The 17297-nt window shown below is 64.2% G+C and carries 14 protein-coding genes and 1 tRNA gene; 9 read left to right on the forward strand and 6 right to left on the reverse strand.

Annotated elements, in window-relative coordinates; genetic code table 11:
• Positions 1–28: 28 nt before the first annotated feature.
• Positions 29–1465 carry a M48 family metalloprotease gene (locus PMI38_RS19420; RefSeq protein ID WP_008097499.1) on the reverse strand — a complete coding sequence of 479 codons (1437 nt, stop codon included), beginning with the start codon at positions 1463–1465 and terminating at the stop codon, positions 29–31.
• 108 nt (positions 1466–1573) lie between these two features.
• On the opposite strand from PMI38_RS19420, the gene PMI38_RS19425 reads away from it, so the two are divergent.
• On the forward strand, positions 1574–1813 hold the full coding sequence (locus PMI38_RS19425; RefSeq protein WP_008097503.1) for a sulfurtransferase TusA family protein: 240 nt from the start codon (positions 1574–1576) through the stop codon (positions 1811–1813).
• 20 nt (positions 1814–1833) lie between these two features.
• A complete protein-coding gene (locus PMI38_RS19430; protein ID WP_008097505.1) occupies positions 1834–2904 on the forward strand; it encodes an AI-2E family transporter in 1071 nt (356 codons plus the stop codon).
• A 115-nt stretch (positions 2905–3019) separates the two neighbouring features.
• Here the strand turns inward: PMI38_RS19430 and PMI38_RS19435 are convergent, their stop codons facing one another.
• Positions 3020–3493, reverse strand: coding sequence for a peroxiredoxin (locus tag PMI38_RS19435; RefSeq protein WP_008097507.1), 474 nt, complete (start codon positions 3491–3493; stop codon positions 3020–3022).
• A gap of 11 nt (positions 3494–3504) precedes the next feature.
• Positions 3505–4065 (reverse strand): glycine cleavage system protein R, encoded by a 561-nt coding sequence (locus tag PMI38_RS19440; RefSeq protein WP_008097509.1) that lies wholly within the window; start codon positions 4063–4065, stop codon positions 3505–3507.
• A 260-nt stretch (positions 4066–4325) separates the two neighbouring features.
• Here PMI38_RS19440 and dapA point away from each other — a divergent pair, with 260 nt between their 5' ends.
• The 6 genes from dapA (at position 4326) to PMI38_RS19470 (ending at position 11248) form a co-directional block, all read left to right on the forward strand.
• On the forward strand, positions 4326–5213 hold the full coding sequence (dapA, locus tag PMI38_RS19445) for a 4-hydroxy-tetrahydrodipicolinate synthase (RefSeq protein WP_008097511.1): 888 nt from the start codon (positions 4326–4328) through the stop codon (positions 5211–5213).
• Positions 5214–5228: 15 nt separating this feature from the next.
• Complete coding sequence (gene bamC / locus PMI38_RS19450) at positions 5229–6347, forward strand: outer membrane protein assembly factor BamC (protein WP_008097513.1); 1119 nt, start codon at positions 5229–5231, stop codon at positions 6345–6347.
• Complete coding sequence (locus PMI38_RS19455; RefSeq protein ID WP_008097515.1) at positions 6348–7106, forward strand: MBL fold metallo-hydrolase; 759 nt, start codon at positions 6348–6350, stop codon at positions 7104–7106.
• 31 nt (positions 7107–7137) lie between these two features.
• Positions 7138–7848, forward strand: coding sequence for a phosphoribosylaminoimidazolesuccinocarboxamide synthase (gene purC / locus PMI38_RS19460; RefSeq protein ID WP_008097517.1), 711 nt, complete (start codon positions 7138–7140; stop codon positions 7846–7848).
• 92 nt (positions 7849–7940) lie between these two features.
• A tRNA-Ser gene (locus PMI38_RS19465) sits at positions 7941–8030 on the forward strand.
• A gap of 368 nt (positions 8031–8398) precedes the next feature.
• Positions 8399–11248 (forward strand): HD domain-containing phosphohydrolase, encoded by a 2850-nt coding sequence (locus PMI38_RS19470; RefSeq protein WP_008097519.1) that lies wholly within the window; start codon positions 8399–8401, stop codon positions 11246–11248.
• An 11-nt stretch (positions 11249–11259) separates the two neighbouring features.
• On the opposite strand, the gene PMI38_RS19475 is transcribed toward PMI38_RS19470, so the two are convergent.
• Complete coding sequence (locus PMI38_RS19475) at positions 11260–12222, reverse strand: XdhC family protein (protein ID WP_008097521.1); 963 nt, start codon at positions 12220–12222, stop codon at positions 11260–11262.
• Positions 12223–12329: 107 nt separating this feature from the next.
• Here PMI38_RS19475 and PMI38_RS19480 point away from each other — a divergent pair, with 107 nt between their 5' ends.
• Positions 12330–12968: a TetR family transcriptional regulator gene (locus tag PMI38_RS19480; RefSeq protein ID WP_008097523.1), complete on the forward strand. Its 639-nt coding sequence runs from the start codon at positions 12330–12332 to the stop codon at positions 12966–12968.
• A gap of 3 nt (positions 12969–12971) precedes the next feature.
• On the opposite strand, the gene PMI38_RS19485 is transcribed toward PMI38_RS19480, so the two are convergent.
• Positions 12972–16535 (reverse strand): molybdopterin cofactor-binding domain-containing protein, encoded by a 3564-nt coding sequence (locus PMI38_RS19485; protein WP_008097525.1) that lies wholly within the window; start codon positions 16533–16535, stop codon positions 12972–12974.
• 15 nt (positions 16536–16550) lie between these two features.
• A complete protein-coding gene (locus tag PMI38_RS19490; protein WP_008097527.1) occupies positions 16551–17018 on the reverse strand; it encodes a (2Fe-2S)-binding protein in 468 nt (155 codons plus the stop codon).
• Between the last annotated feature and the right edge of the window lie 279 nt (positions 17019–17297).

Here is a 17297-nt window from a genome sequence, read left to right on the forward strand (position 1 = left end):
CGGCGATTGGGCTGCAAAGCAGCCCCCCTTAGCGCCCCATCATCTCCTGAACCATACGCCGCTGTTCCAGGATCTCCCGCTGACGCTGGTCGATCTGCGAGGCCAGCGGGAAGTTGTTGCCCGCACGGCGCTTGGCGTAATCCAGCTGCTGGATCGCCTGGTCGAAATCCCCCACCAAGGTGAAGTACTCGGCCCGCGCCCGGTGCAGCCCAATGGTATTGCCCGACAAACCACGCACCTCGGCCATGTCGTACCACACGTCCGGATCGTCCGGGCGGCTCTTGATCAGGTCGTTCAGTACCTTCTCCGCCTCGTCTGGCTTGTTCTGCTTGACCAGCAGGTCGGCGCGCACCTGTTTCAGCGGGTAGTTGCCCGGATACAAGCCTTGCAGGCGCTGGGCCCGCTGCTGGGCATCGGCCAGGCGGTTGTTGGTGATGTCCAGGTCGATCTGCGCCAGGTTGTAGGTGATGTCGTTGGGCGCCTTGGCCAGCAGCGGCTTGAGGTTCTCGCGCGCTTCATTGAGCTGGCCGCCCTTGATCTGGGCCAGTGCCAGCCCGTAGCGGGCAGCATCGAGCTTGGGGTCATCATCGAGCTGGGTGCGGAAACGCTTGGCCGCAAGGCCCGGCGTTTCTTCGTAAATGAGGGCCACGCGAGCGCGGATCAGCTGGTAACGCTGGCTGTCCTCTATGCCGCCCTTGGGCGCCTGCTCGGCGCGGTTGCGGGTATCGGCGATACGTGATTCGGTCACCGGGTGAGTCAGCAGAAATTCCGGCGGCTTGGCGCCGTAACGGTACTGCTGCGCCAGGCGTTCGAACATGGTCGGCATGTTGCGCGGGTCGTAACCCGCCTTTTCCAGGTTCTGGATACCGATACGGTCTGCTTCCTGTTCGTTCTGCCGCGAGAAGCGCCGCTGTTCCTGGATCGCCGCCGCCTGGGTGCCGGCAATCATGCCGATACCGGCATCGCCAGCGCCACCTGCAGCCAGCACGATACCAGCGAGCAACGCCGCCATCATCGGCAACTGCATGCGTTGCTGGGCTTCGACGCCGCGGGCGAAATGGCGTTGCGACAAGTGCGCCAGTTCGTGCGCCAGCACCGAGGCGTACTCACCTTCGGTCCGGGCATTGAGGAACAGGCCGCCGTTGACCCCGACGATTCCGCCGGGGGCGGCGAAGGCGTTGAGTTCGCGGCTGTCGATGAGAATGAATTCAAGGCGCCGGTCCTGCAGCTGGCTGGTTTCGGCCAGGCGGTACACGGTGGTTTCGACGTAGTCCTTGAGCTGCGGGTCGTTCAACTGGTTGACGTTACCGCGCAACAGGCTCAGCCAGGCGCGACCGAGCTGATGTTCCTGTTGCGGCGAGACGATTGCGGAACTGGCGTCGCCCAGTGACGGCAGGTCGTCAGCATGGCCGGGGAGGGCCATCAGGCAGGCCAGCGTCAGCAGGGTAGGGCGCAGTAGATTCATGCATGAAGCTCGCGTCGGATAAAGGCACTACTGTAGCCGGCTCACACGTTGACGACCAGTGGCGGTATCCTAGCCAACCTGTCTGCCCCGCCTGTGGAGAAAGCCCCGATGAGTGACACCCTGACCTGCGACGCCGAACTCGACGCCAGCGGGCTGAACTGCCCGTTGCCCTTGCTCAAGGCGAAGATGGAGCTCAATCGCCTGGCCAGCGGTGCGGTGCTCAAGGTGATCGCCACCGACGCCGGTTCCCAGCGCGACTTCCGCACTTTCGCCCAGTTGGCCGGTCATACGCTGCTGCGTGAAACGGCCGAGGCCGGTACCTATACCTACTGGCTGCGCAAGGCCTGAGTCTCAATCAAGGATCGTCAATGTTCAAAGTGCTTCGCGACTGGCTGCATCGCTACTTCTCCGACGAGGAGGCGGTGGTGCTGGCGGTGCTGCTGTTCCTGGCCTTTACCACGGTCCTGACCCTCGGTGGCATGCTCGCGCCGGTATTGGCGGGGATGGTGCTGGCGTTTCTGATGCAGGGGCTGGTCAATGCGCTGGAGCGCGTCCGGGTGCCGACACGCCTGGCGGTCATGCTGGTGTTCACCCTGTTCATGGGGGCGCTGGCGGTGTTCCTGCTGGTGCTGGTGCCGCTGCTGTGGCATCAGCTGATCACCTTGTTCAACGAGTTGCCGGGCATGCTCGGCAAGTGGCAGTCGCTGCTTTTGCTGTTGCCGGAGCGTTACCCGCACCTGGTATCGGACGAGCAGGTGCTGCGCGCCATCGAGTCGGTGCGTGGCGAGATCGGCAAGTTCGGCCAGTGGGCGCTGACGTTCTCGTTGTCGAGCCTGCCGTTGCTGGTCAGCGCCATGATCTACCTGGTGCTGGTGCCGATCCTGGTGTTCTTCTTCCTCAAGGACCGTGAGCTGATCGGGCGCTGGGTCAGCGGCTACCTGCCACGCCAGCGTACCCTGCTCAACCGGGTGGGCAGCGAGATGAACCGGCAGATCGCCAACTACATCCGCGGCAAGGGGATCGAGATCCTGATCTGCGGGATTGCCACCTACATTGCGTTCATCAGCCTCGGGCTCAATTACGCTGCCTTGCTGGCGCTGCTGGTGGGGTTGTCGGTGGTGGTGCCGTATGTGGGGGCGGTGGTGGTCACCGTGCCGGTCACGCTGATTGCGTTGTTCCAGTGGGGCTGGGGCGACCAGTTCATCTATCTGATGACGGTGTACGCGATCATCCAGGCGCTGGACGGCAACGTGCTGGTGCCGCTGCTGTTCTCCGAGGCGGTGAGCCTGCACCCGGTGGCGATCATTTGCGCGGTGTTGCTGTTTGGCGGGCTGTGGGGGTTCTGGGGGATTTTCTTCGCCATTCCGCTGGCGACGCTGATCAAGGCTGTGCTGGATGCCTGGCCGCGGCAGGAGCCTGCCGTGGCGCCGATGCTATAGCTCTGCGGTGACCCCTTCGCGGGGCAAGCCCGCTCCCACAGGATCAGCACAGTCCGCTGAATGCGTGTAATTCCTGTGGGAGCGGGCTTGTCCCGCGAAGAATACGAAGCCGATCTCAAGCCTTGTTCAGCGCCTGAGCCGCCGCCAACACGGCATCCACATGCCCGGGCACCTTCACCCCACGCCATTCCTGGCGCAGTACACCGTCCTTGTCGATCAGGAAGGTGCTGCGGTCCACGCCCATGTATTCCTTGCCATACAGCTTCTTCAGCTTGATCACGTCGAACAGCTGGCACAGGGCCTCGTCCTTGTCGCTGATCAGCTCGAACGGGAAGCCCTGCTTGGCCTTGAAGTTCTCGTGCGACTTGATGCCATCGCGCGACACGCCGAACACCACGGTGTCGGCCGCTTCAAAGGCTGCGTGCTGGTCGCGGAAACCCTGGCCTTCGGTGGTGCAGCCCGGGGTGCTGTCCTTCGGATAGAAGTACACCACTACCTGGCGGCCCTTGAGCTCGCTCAGGCTGACGGTCTGGCCGCTGGTGGCCTGGGCCTGGAAGTCGGCGACGGGTTGGTCGAGTGCTACAGCCATGACGGGGTTCCTTACACGGGGTTCTGTGGGCGCCAAGGCTCGATCAGGGCGTCCAGGTTCAGGGCGTCGGCAAAATCGAGGAACTGGTCGCGCAGCCAGCTGATCTGGGTGCCGGCCGGCAGGATCACGGTGAACTGGGCATTGAGCATGCTGCTACCGGTCTGCGGCGCCAGGTAGGTATCGCAGGTCATGGCTTCGAGCTCGACGCGGTGGTCGAGGAAGAACTGGCACAGTTCGTTGATGATGTCCGGGCGATAGGCGGCGCTGACGTAGGCCACATAAGGCAGGGCCTGCGGGCGCACCTCCTGGTCGGCGCTGCGCACCACATCGAGGGTCAGGCCGTGTTTCTTGCCCAGGCCCGGCAGGGTGGATTCGAGACGCGCCAGGGCGTCCCAGCTGCCGCCCACCTGCAAGACCAGGGCGCTGGTCTCGCCATGCCGGCTCAGGCGCGAGGTGACGACCGCGCAGCGGTTTTCGAAGGCAGCGCGGCTGAGGACATTGGCCAGCTCCATGGGATTGGGGCCCAGGGCGCTGATGACGAGGAATTGTTCGCGGACGGTGGGGGTGGACATGCAGCATTCCTAAAGCGATGAGCGGTCGGCACAGGACGGGCAAAAGCCTCCTGTCGGCAGGGCCCGGGGCTCGCAAGCGAGGACGTGGACGCAGGCCGGGGAGCAAGGTCGACGGCCCGGCGGGCCGCGCTGCACCGATCAAAGGATCAAGGGTAGCGAAATAAGGCGCCGAGGGGAATGCTCCGCCCGCCTGCTTCGCTTGTGCAAGGTCGATGCCCCCAGTACCATTACCGCTCTCTTTTTCCGGCAGGAGCAGTTACATGATTGCGGGCAGTATGGTGGCATTGGTCACACCCATGGATGCACAAGGGCGTCTTGACTGGGGCAGCCTCGACAAACTTGTAGACTTCCACCTGGAAAACGGCACCCACGCGATCGTCGCAGTCGGCACCACCGGTGAGTCCGCCACGCTGGATGTCGAAGAACACATCCTGGTCATCAAGCATGTGGTCGAGCGCGTCAAGCACAGCAAGAACCCCATTCCGGTCATCGCCGGTACCGGTGCCAACTCCACTGCCGAAGCCGTGCACCTGACCCAGAACGCCAAGAACGCTGGCGCCGACGCCTGCCTGCTGGTCGTGCCGTACTACAACAAGCCGACCCAGGAAGGCCTGTACCAGCACTTCAAGCACATCGCCGAAGCCGTCGACATCCCGCAGATCCTCTACAACGTACCCGGCCGCACCTCCTGCGACATGCAGGCCGAGACCGTGATCCGCCTGTCGACCGTGCCGAACATCATCGGCATCAAGGAAGCCACCGGCGACCTGGTGCGCGCCAAGGCCATCCTCGAAGGCGTCAGCGAAGATTTCCTCGTGCTGTCCGGCGATGATCCGACCGCCGTCGAGCTGATCCTGATGGGCGGCAAGGGCAACATCTCCGTCACTGCCAACGTCGCCCCGCGCGAAATGGCCGATCTGTGCGAGGCCGCCCTTGAGGGCAATGCCGAGAAGGCCCGCGCGATCAACGAAAAACTCATGCCGCTGCACAAAGACCTGTTCTGCGAAGCCAACCCGATTCCGGTGAAGTGGGCGCTCGTTGAAATGGGCCTGATGCACAAAGGCATTCGCCTGCCGCTGACCTGGCTGAGCGAAGGCTGCCACGAAAAAGTCCGTACTGCCTTGCGCCAGTCCGGCGTACTGGTTTAAGAGGAAGTACACCGCATGAAGCGACTGGCTGGTCTTTCCGCACTCGCCCTGATCATCTCCAGCACCAGTGGGTGTGGCTGGTTGTGGGGCGAGGATGGCTATTTCCGCGACCGCGGTAGTGATTACCTGCAGGCCCACCCCACCGCGCCAATGCAATTGCCGCCGGATGCCAGCAGCGCCAAGCGCCTTGATCCGCTGCTGCCGATCCCGCGCAACGTGGCCGACGACAGCGTCGCTGGCGAGTTCGAAGTGCCGCGCCCGCAACCGTTGGTAGGCGGTGCCGAAGTCAGCGATTTCAGCCTGCAGCGCAGCGGCAACAGCCGTTGGGTGCTGGCCCAGCGTTCGCCTGCCGAAGTCTGGCCGGTGGCGCGTCAGTTCTTTGAGGACAACGGTTTCCGCGTGGCTGAAGAGCGCCCGCAAACCGGTGAATTCACTACCACCTGGCAGCGTTTCGACGAACTGTCGGCATCGCTCGGCCAACGCCTGGCCAGCACTGCCAGCAGCGCTGACAGCGAAGTGCGCGTTCGCGTGCGCATGGAGCCTGGCGTGCAGCGCAACACCTCCGAGGTGTACATCGTCAGCGTCGAGCGCCCGGCGGGTAGCACCGCAGATACTGCGTTCCCGTCCACTTCCAGCAACACCGGCGCCGATGCGCTGCTGGTCGACGAAATGCTCGCCAGCATGAACCGTAGCGCCGAGAAGGGCGGTTCGGTGTCGCTGCTGGCCGCGCGCGACTTCGACGCGCCGAGCCGCGTCAGCCTGAGCGAGGACGGCAGCGGCAACCCGGTGCTCTACCTGGGTGCTGACCTGGACCGTGCCTGGTCGAGCGTAGGCCGTGCCCTGGAGCAGGGCGGCGAATGGCGGGTCGAGGACATCAACCGCAGCCTGGGCCTGTACTACATCAACCTGTCGGAAAAACCGGACGACAAGCAGAACCAGCCGGGCTTCTTCAGCCGGATGTTCGGCAGCGAACCGTCCAAGGAAGAGCGTGAAGCCCGTGCCGAGCGCTACCAGGTCCGCCTGAGCAAGGTTGGCGAGAGCGTTCAGGTTACCGTCGAGAAGAACATCAACACCGTGGCCCCGGCCGATGTCGCCCGCCGCGTGCTGAGCGCCATTCAGGACCACCTGGGCTAAGTGCGCTTCGCGGTACTCGGAAGCGGCAGCCAGGGAAATGGCACGCTGATCGCCAGTGGTGACACGTTCATCCTGGTCGATTGCGGTTTTTCCCTGCGCGAAACCGAGCGGCGCCTGGCGCTGCTCGGGGTGTCGGCGGCGCAGTTGAGCGCGGTGCTGGTCACCCACGAACATGCCGACCATGTGCATGGGGTGGGCTTGCTGTCACGGCGCTACAATGTACCGGTCTACCTCAGCCAAGGGACCTTGCGCGGCTTGCGCAAGCCGGTGGAGGTGGCCGGTTTTCTCGCGTGTGGCGACACCCTGCGCATCGGCTGCCTGGACGTGAGTGCGGCGCGGGTCGAGCACGACGCCTACGAGCCGCTGCAGTACGTGCTCAGCGACGGTCGCCGGCGCTTTGGCATGCTCACCGACCTGGGCTCCTACGATGCCCGGTTGCTGGAGCGCTACCAAGGCCTGGACGCCCTGCTGATCGAAGCCAACCACTGCCGCGACCTGCTGGCGCGCGGGCATTACCCGTACTTCCTCAAGCAGCGCGTGGGCGGCATGCAAGGTCATTTGAACAACCACCAGGCCGCGCGCCTGGTGGAGGAGTTGGGCTGGAGCAACCTGCAACACCTGGTGCTGGCCCACCTCAGCAGCAAGAACAACCTGCCACATCTGGCCCGCCAGTGCTTTGTCGACACCCTTGGGTGCGATCCGGACTGGCTCCAGGTGGCGAATCAGGAACATGGGCTCGACTGGCGCGAAATCGCCTAGCCCAACACTCAAGCAAGCGGAGCCCTCCATCATGGAAAAACGCGAAGAACTCTACCGCGGCAAAGCCAAATCGGTTTACAAGACCGACGACGCCGACCGCTTGATCCTGCTGTTCCGTAACGACACTTCGGCGTTCGACGGCAAGCGCATCGAACAACTCGACCGCAAAGGCATGGTGAACAACAAGTTCAACGCCTTCATCATGCAGAAGCTCGAAGAAGCCGGCGTGCCGACTCAATTCGACAAGCTGCTGGGCGACAACGAGTGCCTGGTGAAGAAGCTGGACATGATCCCGGTCGAGTGCGTGGTGCGTAACTATGCCGCCGGCAGCCTGGTCAAGCGCCTGGGCGTGGAGGAGGGCATCAAGCTGGAGCCGTCCACCTTCGAGCTGTTCCTGAAGAACGACGAGAAGGGCGATCCCTTCATCAACGAATCCCACGTTGTCGCTTTCGGCTGGGGCACCGCCGAGCAACTGGTCGAGATGAAGAAGCTGTCGCTGAAGGTCAACGAAGTGCTGAACAAGCTGTTCGACGACGCCGGCCTGCTGCTGGTCGACTTCAAGCTGGAGTTCGGTGTCTTCCACGGCCAGATCGTTCTCGGTGACGAGTTCAGCCCGGACGGCTGCCGCCTGTGGGACAAGGAAACCCGCAAGAAGATGGACAAGGACCGCTTCCGCCAGGGTCTGGGCGACGTGATCGAAGCCTACGAAGAAGTTGCCAAGCGCCTGGGCGTGCCGCTGTAAGGCGCGCGTTCACGCAAGCGCCTGATACCACGCGATTTTTTTGAAAATAAAGGTTTGCGTTTTCAGAATTCGCTGGTATGATGCGCGGCATTGGAGAGATGCCGGAGTGGTCGAACGGGACGGATTCGAAATCCGTTGTACTGGCAACAGTACCTAGGGTTCAAATCCCTATCTCTCCGCCATACGCGAAGTAGTCGAAGCCCCCGAAAACCTTGAGTTTTCGGGGGCTCCGTCGTTTCAGTATTCGGTTTTCCGGACACACTTTGCATCCCTCGCCCGTCGTGCTTTCAAACCATCGCCCCGTGGTGATGGCTAAGGGCTATTTCATCTTCTCTGACGATTGTGCGCCATAGCAGCTAAGCTCCTCGCGGTAGGTGTAAAGCCGGCATGACGATGTGGCAGATAACGCTGATGAACTCGCTGCACATGGAGCACCTTGGATGGGCTATGTGTTGATTGGTCACGATGCCGGGTTGGCAAATTTCCGGGTGAGGTACTCAGTGTTTCCGGCTCCCGCTGCCGGAAATGCGTGCTAGCAGACCCTGCAGCCATGAATGACCAAGGACGTAGCATCTCGCTACAACTGCTGGTGACCCTGGCCATCTTGCTGGGCATGCTGCTGCTCGGCATGGGCTTGGCCTGGCAGGGTTATCGTGGCACCCAGCAGGCACTGGTGGCTGCCGCCGGCGATTCCGCCCAGCAACTGGGCAAGACCATCGACGAACGCGCCCGGCGCTTGCTCGACCCGGCGCAGAGCAGCATCCGCCTGCTCGCTTTCAACCCGGCCGCCAGTACCTTGGCTCAGCGCCTGGAGCGGCTGCCGCAACTGGTCGAGAGCCTGAACGCCAACAAGATGCTCAGCGCCGCCTACGTCGGCTACCCCAATGGCGAGTTCCTGCTGGTCCGTCGGTTGCACGACCCGCAATCGCTTCAACGCTACGCGGCGCCAACCGGCACCGGCTTTCTGGTTCAGAGCATCAGCAAGGGGGATGACGGTACAAGCCTGGGCGAGTGGCGTTTCTACGATCCGCAGCTGACCTTGCTGCAAACCCAGGTCAAGCCGGACTATCACTACGATCCGCGCCAGCGCCCCTGGTTCATCGAAGCCTCAGGGCGCTCGACCACCGTGCTTACCAACCCTTACGTCTTCTTCACCACCCGTGAAGTCGGGGTGACCATGGCCCAGCGCAGCGTCGACGGCGCGGCGGTGATCGGCATGGATGTTTCGGTCAATGATCTGGCCAGCGAGAGCCAGGACCTGCGCATGACCCCTGGCACCGAGACCGCCGTGATCGATGAGCGGGGGAGTGTGGTGGCGTACCCGGACCTGAAGCGGGTCATCCTGCAGGAGGGAGCGGCGGTCCGCCTGTCGCGTATCGACGAACTGGGGATACCCAGCCTGGCGCGCATCCACGCCAACCCGCTTCAGGACAACCGGCCGCAACCTTATCAGGTGCAAGGGAAGACCTGGTATGGCATGCGCATACCGCTCACCACGCTGGTCGGCGAGGACTTCCAGGTGCTGATTGCCGTGCCGGGCGACGAGTTGCTGGCCGGTGCGCGCAAGGTGCTGTTCGAGCAGTTGCTGTGGGCGGCGGCGCTGATGGCCTTGCTGCTGCTGCTGGGCGCAGTGCTTGGCCAGCGCATCGGCCGTCCGTTGCGCCTGCTGGCCGAGCAGGTGCACGGCCTTGCCAACTTCGACTTCAGCCGCGAGGTGGGGGTGACGTCACAGGTGTCCGAGGTGCGTGAACTGAGCCAGGTGCTCAGCCGCATGTCCGGCACCATCCGCAATTTCCAGGCGATCACCCTCACGCTCAGCCGGGAAAGCCAGCTGGAGCGCATGCTCGAGGGTGTGCTCAGGCATCTTGTGGACGCCGCCGGGGTAAAGGCGGGTGCGGTGTACCTGTTCGATGACGACCAGTCCCTGCTGCGCCTGGCCGCTTCATGCCGGGGCGAGGACTACCCGGACGAACTGGCGGTCGCCGAGCACGAGCACGAGCACCTGGTGGCAGTCGTGAAACACGCGCTGGAGCTGCGTGGGCGCAGCCTTGCGGTGGTGCTCCGGGACCGTGGCCAGGTGCTGCTCGGTATCCTGGTCTTGCAGCTGGATGAGGGGCAGGCCGGTGATGAAGCCGGCCAGCCGTTCCGGCAATTCGTCGAGGAGCTGTCCGGTGCTGCGGCGGTGGCCATCGAGACGCGGCAACTGGCCGAAGCCCAGCAACGGCTGCTGGACGCCATGATCAAGCTGCTGGCCGATGCCATCGATGCCAAGAGTCCGTATACCGGCGGCCACTGCGAGCGGGTACCGCAACTGGCGCAGATGCTGCTGGACCAGGCCGTGCAGGCCGACAGCGGCCCCTACGCCAGCTTCAGCATGACCGATCTCGAGCGTTACGAGTTCCGGGTGGCCGCCTGGCTGCACGACTGCGGCAAGATCACCAGCCCCGAGTATGTGGTAGACAAGGCGACCAAGCTGGAGGGCCTGTACAACCGCATCCACGAAATCCGTATGCGCTTCGAGGTGCTCTGGCGCGATGCCGAGCTGGCTTATTGGCAAGGGCTGGCAGGTGGCGCAGATCAGCAGGTGCTGCAGGCGTCCCTGACGCTTTGCCATGCCCAGTTGCAGGAGGACTTCGCGTTCGTTGCCAGGGCCAATATTGGTAGCGAGCTCATGGACGAGGGCGATATCGAACGCTTGCAGCAGATCGGCCAGCGCCGCTGGCGGCGGCATTTCGACAACCGCTTGGGCATTTCCCGCGACGAAGAGGAGCGCTTCAAGGGCGTACCCGCGCTGCCATTGCCGGTGGATGAGCCGCTCCTGGCCGACCGCCCCGAGCATCGACTGCCCTGGGGCGCGCGCAAACCGCCGGTGGTCAAGGGCGACCCGCGCAATGCCTGGGGCTTCGACATGAGCCTGCCGGCCAATGCCAGCGATCAGGGCGAGTTGTACAACCTGTCGATCCGCCGCGGCACGTTGAACGACGAGGAGCGCTTCAAGATCAACGAACATATCGTGCAGACCATCATCATGCTTTCCAGCTTGCCGTTCCCGCGTCATCTGCGGCGGGTGCCGGACATCGCCGGCAACCACCACGAGAAGATGGATGGCAGCGGGTATCCGAGGCGATTGGGCAAAGCTGACCTGAGCATCGCCGAGCGGGTGATGGCGATCGCCGATATCTTCGAAGCCCTGACGGCTGCCGACCGGCCGTACAAGGCGCCGAAGACCTTGTCCGAATCGGTGAAGATCATGGTGTCCATGGCGCAGGGAAATCACATCGACGGGCAGCTACTGCGGCTGTTTCTGAGCAGCGGTGTGTATCGGCAGTATGCCGAGCGGTTCCTCCAGGAGCAGCAGATCGATGAGCTGGATGTGGAGTACTGGCTGAGGCAGATCTAGCGCTGCGGATGCTACAGCGCGTCCCGCGCCTTTCCCCGGTACACCCGCAAGACGTCCGCCATCACCGCCAGTGCGATCTCTGCCGGTGACTTGCTGCCCAGGTCCAGGCCGATGGGCATGTGCAACCGCTCGATCTGCGCCTGCGACAGCCCGCCAATGCGTCGCAAGCGCTCGGCGCGCTTGGCCGAAGTCGCTGCCGAACCCATGGCGCCGATGTAGAACGCCGGGGTGTTCACCGCCTCCAGCAATGCCAGGTCATCGATCTTCGGGTCGTGGGTCAGCGCCACCACCGCAGTGGCTGCATGGCAACCCCCCTCGGCGATGTACAGCGAGGGCAGCACGCGATGCATCCGCACACCCTCGAGATGCACGTGCGCCATCTCCTCGCGCGGGTCGCAGGCAACGACCTCGCAGCCCAGCGTGCGGGCGATGGCGGCGCACGCTTCAGCCACCGGTGACAGCCCGGCCAGCAGCACGCGCAAGGCAGGGCCGATGCCGATATGCACGGCATCTTCACTCATTTGCACGGCAACCCTGCTGTCACCCTGGGCTTCAAAGTCACCCGTTGCCAATCCGACCTTGCGCGTCACGCGTTGCTGGCCGAGCAGCGCAGCACGCAATACCTGCAAGTGCGCCAGCCACAGGTCGTTCGGCTCGCGTCGCTCAACCAGCACGACCAGCACGCCACCGCACGGCAAGCGCAAGCGACGACTTTCCGCCTGCCCGTCGCCATACCGCGCCACCTGCGCCACCTGCCTGAATTCTCCGCGCCAGAGGCTCTGCAGAAACTCCTCTTCAACACACCCACCCGACAACGACCCGACGTACGCCACGCCGCCATTGCTGACCAGCATCGCCCCTGGCGAGCGCGGTGCCGAGCCATAGGTGGAGAGCACCGTGCAGAGCCAGATCGTCTGGCCGGCTTGTGCCCATTGCAGGGCCTGGTCGATCACCTGCAGGTCAAGATGCTGCATGTTCCGCTACCTCGTTCCAAGGGTTGACAGCACAGCTGAAAAAGCCGCGCAAAGGCCCAACGTCTGTGGCAGTGTTAGCGTTCTGGCCAGCTCCACAGTGATTGCCCATGCAAACTCGCAAAACCGGTGTTCGCGCCCAGCAGGCCGACCGCACCAAGCAAAACATCCTCCAGGCTGCAGTGAAGGTCTTCAGCAAGGAAGGCTTCACCGGCGGGCGCATCGAGCAGATCTCCTCATTGGCCAAGTCCAATGACCGAATGATCTATTACTACTTCGGCAGCAAGGAGAAGCTGTTCATCTGCGTGCTGGAGCACATCTACGCAAGCTTCAACCAGGCCGAAGCCAAGCTGCGCCTGGACCTCTCCGACCCCGAGGGCGCGCTGCGCGAACTGGTCGCATTCATCTGGCACTACTACGTGCGCCATCCCGAGTTCGTCACCATCCTGGCCACCGAGAATCTCCATCAGGGCAAACACGCCAGGAAGTCGCCGAACCTCAAGGAATTGTCCGGCGAGGCGTTCGGTGTGCTGCGGCCGATCATCGAGGCCGGCCAGGCCAAGGGCCTGTTTCGCGCGGATATCGACATCAAGCACACCTACCTGATGATCGCTTCGCTCTGCTACTTCTATAACTCCAACCTCTACACGCTGAGTTCGTTCCTGGCCGTGGACCTGGCCGAAAAGCAGGCCAAGTCCGACTGGCTGGACTTCATCAGCGATCTCGCCCTGCGCGGGCTGCGCTGCTGAGATTCAATGGCTGCCGGGGTTGGCGCGCACTTGAGCGCTTTTGGCCATCAGCCCTTCCCAGGCCGGCTTGTCGGCCGCAAAGCGCTGGCGCAGGTAAGCGGCAAGGTCCGCTACCTGACGGTCCGACAAGCTGCCCTTGAACCCCGGCATGTAACCCAGGTCGCGTGTCGCCGGCGTTGGAATGCCGTGCAAGACGATACGCAGCAGGTTGTCCGGCAGGTCGCCGTGGACGTTGCTGTTGACCGCCATGGACGGGCTGACCCCGAACAGCTTCGGTCCAAGCCCGTCGCTGTGGCAGGCCATGCACGCGCCCTTGAACACCCGCTCGCCATTGCTCAGCGAAACCTGCGAATCGACTTGCGGCGCCGGCTTGGCAGCAAGCGTCTGCGGCGTGCCGTCGAGCGATGCCAGGTAGTGGGCGATAGCGCGTACATCGCTCTGCGGCAGTGTCGCCAATTCGCTGACCACCGGCCCCATGGGGCCGGCAGCGACGCCGTGTTTGTCGGAAAAACCGGTGCTCAGGTAAGTGAACAATTCGTTCTCGCTCCACGGTATCGACCCCTTGCCCAAGGCATTGAGCGCTGGCGCTTCCCAGCCATCGACCCTGCCGCCGGCCAGGTAGCTTTTGCCGCTCTTCTCCGCGCCCATCAGGTTGCGCGGCGAGTGGCACGCCGTGCAGTGGCCCAAGCCATCGACCAGATAGGCGCCACGGTTCCATTGCGCGCTGCGCTGCGGGTCGGGCTGGTATTCACCGCGCGAGAGAAACAGCGCGTTCCAGCCAGCCATCAGCGGGCGCTGGTTGAAAGGGAAGCGCATCTGGTTGGCGGGCGCCTCCTGCGGTACTGGCGCCTGTGACATCAGGTAGGCGTACAGCGCCTGCATGTCGGCATCGGTGATGTTGCGAAACGAGGTATAGGGAAAGGCCGGGTACAGGTGGCGGCCATCGCGGCTGATGCCCTCGCGCATGGCCCGCTCGAACGCGGCGAAAGACCAGCGACCAATGCCGGTGTCCGGGTCGGGGGTGATGTTGGTGCTGTGGAGCGTGCCGAACGGTGTCTCCATCGCCAGCCCCCCGGCATTGACCTTGCCGCCGCTGACCGTATGGCACACTGCGCAGTCGCCGGCAGCAGCCACTTGGCGCCCGCGTTCGAGCATCGAGGCCGACCAGCTACCGGCGGCGGGCGGCGTTACCGGGGCGATTTCGGCGCGCCAGGGCAGGGCGGTGGCCGCCATGCCCAGCGCGGCACCGAACACGCCGGCGAGCGAGCCGAACCACCATTTCGAGCGTTTCGGCGCGGGCGGCGCTGGCGCCGGCCCGTCGGCGCGGGGGCCTTCTGCGCCCAGTGCCGCACGCACCCGCTCGGCAGTGATCGGCAACTCGCGAAAGCGTATCCCGGTGGCATCGAAGATGGCGTTGGCGATGGCCGCCGCGCTCGGCACCGAGGCCGACTCGCCACTGCCCATCGGCGGCTCATGTTGGCGCGGCAGCATCATCACATCGATGGCCGGCACCTCGGGGAAGGTCAGGATCGGGTAGCCACCCCATTCCTTGCTCGCCACCTTTGAATCCTCGAAGCTCACCTGTTCCTTGAGCACGCGGCTGGTGGACTGGATCACGTTGCCATGGATCTGGTGCCGCACCCCTTCGGGGTTGACCATCATGCCGGCGTCATGGCCAATCACCACGCGCGTCACGGCTACCTCACCGGTGCGCCGGTCCACCGCGACATCCGCGACCCAGGCCGCCCAGGCGGCGCCGAAGCCGGGGAACTTGCTGTGGATGTAGCGTGCGTAGGCGAAACCGCGACCGCGCAAGACATCGCCTTCGGCGGGCACCTGCATGGGCTCGGTGCGCGGCTGCCAGCCGGCGCGTTCGGCGGTGGCCTGGACCAGGTCGATGGCACGCGGATCGGAAAGGTGCTTGAGGCGGTACTCGACCGGGTCGACACCGGCGGCAAAGGCCAGCTCGTCGATGTACGACTCATGGGCGAAGCTGTTGGGCATGGCCGACACACCGCGCATCCACGAGGCGCGCACCAGCGGCGTCATGTCATTGATGGTGACGCGCATGTGCTCATAGTCATAGGGCGGGATCGAGGTGCGGTCGCCCATCTCGAACAAGGCCGGTACCGGCTCCACCGCGCCTGTCAGCAGCAGGGCGAGGGTGGGGGCGCCATTGGAGGGGTAGCTGGTCTGGAAGTCGTAGGCAGCGACAGTGCCGTCGGCGTTCAGGCCGCCATCGATTTCCATCAGCTGTGCAGTGCCCTTGGGCTCCCAGGCATGCTCTTGCTCGCGGGTCAGTTGCACCCGCACAGGGCGGCCTACCGCGCGTGACAACAGCACCGCGTCGGCGCAGACATCATCGGCGCAGTTGCGGCCATAGCAGCCGGCCGCTTCCATGCGAATGATGTCGATGCGTTGTTCGTCACACGCCAGCAGCCAGGCCAGGTCGGCGCGCAGCAGGTGTGGGTTCTGGGTGCCGGACCAGACGCGGATCTGGCCTTCGGTAAAGTCGGCGAGGGCGCAGGACGGGCCGATCGAGCCATGCAGCTGATACGGCCAGAGATAGCTGCGGCTCAGGCGCTGGCTGGCATTGGCGATGCCGGCATCGACGTCGCCCTTGTCCAGCACGGTGCGCTGCACCCGGGGGTTGTCGCGGATCGCCTGGGCGACATCGCTGAGGTCGGGCAGCTTGCCGGTAAACGGCTTCCAGCTGATTTTCAGATCCTCGGCGGCGCGGATCGCCTGCTCTTCGCGCTCGGCGACCACGCCGACGAAGTCGCGGATGACCACCACCGCGATCACGCCAGGCACATGGGCAATGGAGGATTCGTCCACCGCCAGCAGGCTTTTACCGACGAAATCGCCGCTGTCGTGACCGGCATAGGGCGGCCGGATCACGCGGCCGTGGAGCATGTCGGGCAGGCGCATGTCGTGGACGTAGGTCAGCTCGCCGGTGGCTTTGCCAGGGATATCCACCCGCGCAGCGCTGCGACCGACCAGGCGGTAGTCCTCGATGGCCTTGAGCGGCGCATCGTCGGCAATGCGCAGTTGATGGTTTTCCCCCTGCACCAGTTCGGCAAAGCTCAGGGTGCGGACATCGCTGGCGATCAGCGTGCCTTCTTCCATGCGCAGCGTATCGGCCTGGCAGCCCAGGCGCAGCGCCGCCTGTTGCAGCAGGAAGCGCCGCGCGGTGGCCGCCGCCTTGCGCAGCGGCACGGCGGAAATCTGCAGGGTGGCGCTGGCGATGGTGGCGCCCTGGTTCGGCGCCCGCTCGGTATCACCGAGCACCATGTGCACCTGGTCCATGCGCAGGTCGAGTTCTTCGGCAACGATCTGCGCCAGAGACGTGCGGATGCCGGTGCCCAGGTCGACGTGGCCGTTGAAGGCGTAGACCCTGCCGTCATCACTGACCGCCAGGAACAACGCCAGCTCACGCGCCTTGACCGTGGGCGTCACGCCCTTGGCCACAGGGCCCGAGGGCGGGGTGATCTCATCGACGATCAGCAGGACGCCGGCTTTGCCCAGCAACTGGTCGCGGGTGGGAACGTGTTGCGAGTGGTTCATGCTCTTCTCCGGTTCTCAGGCCTGGCGGCCGGCAGCGCGGCGCACGGCGCGCAGAATTTCGACGTGGGTGCCGCAACGGCAGAGGTTGCCGGACAGCTCGTTGCGGATCTGTTCGTCGCTGGCGTCCGGGATGCGGTCGAGCAGGGCCTTGGCGGTCATGATCATGCCGTTCATGCAGTAGCCGCATTGGGCGGCTTGCTCATCGATGAACGCTTGCTGTACGGGGTGCGGCGCGGCCTTGCTGCCCAGCCCTTCGAGGGTGGTGATGTCGCGGTTCGCGGCGCCGGACAGGGGAATCACGCAGGAGCGCGCGGCGACGCCGTCGATGATCACCGTGCAGGCGCCGCATTCGCCCAGGCCGCAGCCGTACTTGGGGCCGTTCAGGCGCAGGTCGTTGCGCAGGATCAGCAGCAAGGGCGTGTCGGCCATGGCGCTGACTTCGATGCTCTGGCCGTTGATCCGCAGGGAGATGGTTGTTTGCATTGTTGGATCATCTCTGGAAGTTGCTTGCCATTCGAAAGCGAGTACCAGCGCGCTACCAAACCACTCAACGGGGGCGCTTGTTTCGGTAAGTACTCACTACATGAAAGGGTCAGGCAAGAAGCAGGCCAGGGATGATTTTTGGGGGGAGGGGTGTATCGCGAAGTGCAGGGTTTGAGATTTTTAGTGCCGTTGAAATCGAGCGCCGCCCGCGCGGCGCATCGCGAGCAAGCTCGCTCCTACATTTGTTGCAACGTGCCACGGTCTGTCAGGCCATGGTTG

It is taken from the genome of Pseudomonas sp. GM84 (assembly GCF_000282535.1).
Lineage (GTDB): Bacteria > Pseudomonadota > Gammaproteobacteria > Pseudomonadales > Pseudomonadaceae > Aquipseudomonas.

Bases quoted from the DNA above. Each gene is read 5' to 3' on its own strand.
- PMI38_RS19475 (WP_008097521.1), bottom strand. From the start codon at position 12,222: ATGCAGCATCTTGACCTGCAGGTGATCGACCAGGCCCTGCAATGGGCA.
- PMI38_RS19425 (WP_008097503.1), top strand. From the start codon at position 1,574: ATGAGTGACACCCTGACCTGCGACGCCGAACTCGACGCCAGCGGGCTG.
- PMI38_RS19430 (WP_008097505.1), top strand. From the start codon at position 1,834: ATGTTCAAAGTGCTTCGCGACTGGCTGCATCGCTACTTCTCCGACGAG.
- PMI38_RS19480 (WP_008097523.1), top strand. From the start codon at position 12,330: ATGCAAACTCGCAAAACCGGTGTTCGCGCCCAGCAGGCCGACCGCACC.
- PMI38_RS19470 (WP_008097519.1), top strand. From the start codon at position 8,399: ATGAATGACCAAGGACGTAGCATCTCGCTACAACTGCTGGTGACCCTG.
- PMI38_RS19420 (WP_008097499.1), bottom strand. From the start codon at position 1,465: ATGAATCTACTGCGCCCTACCCTGCTGACGCTGGCCTGCCTGATGGCC.
- PMI38_RS19490 (WP_008097527.1), bottom strand. From the start codon at position 17,018: ATGCAAACAACCATCTCCCTGCGGATCAACGGCCAGAGCATCGAAGTC.
- PMI38_RS19440 (WP_008097509.1), bottom strand. From the start codon at position 4,065: ATGTCCACCCCCACCGTCCGCGAACAATTCCTCGTCATCAGCGCCCTG.
- purC (WP_008097517.1), top strand. From the start codon at position 7,138: ATGGAAAAACGCGAAGAACTCTACCGCGGCAAAGCCAAATCGGTTTAC.
- PMI38_RS19485 (WP_008097525.1), bottom strand. From the start codon at position 16,535: ATGAACCACTCGCAACACGTTCCCACCCGCGACCAGTTGCTGGGCAAA.
- PMI38_RS19435 (WP_008097507.1), bottom strand. From the start codon at position 3,493: ATGGCTGTAGCACTCGACCAACCCGTCGCCGACTTCCAGGCCCAGGCC.
- dapA (WP_008097511.1), top strand. From the start codon at position 4,326: ATGATTGCGGGCAGTATGGTGGCATTGGTCACACCCATGGATGCACAA.
- bamC (WP_008097513.1), top strand. From the start codon at position 5,229: ATGAAGCGACTGGCTGGTCTTTCCGCACTCGCCCTGATCATCTCCAGC.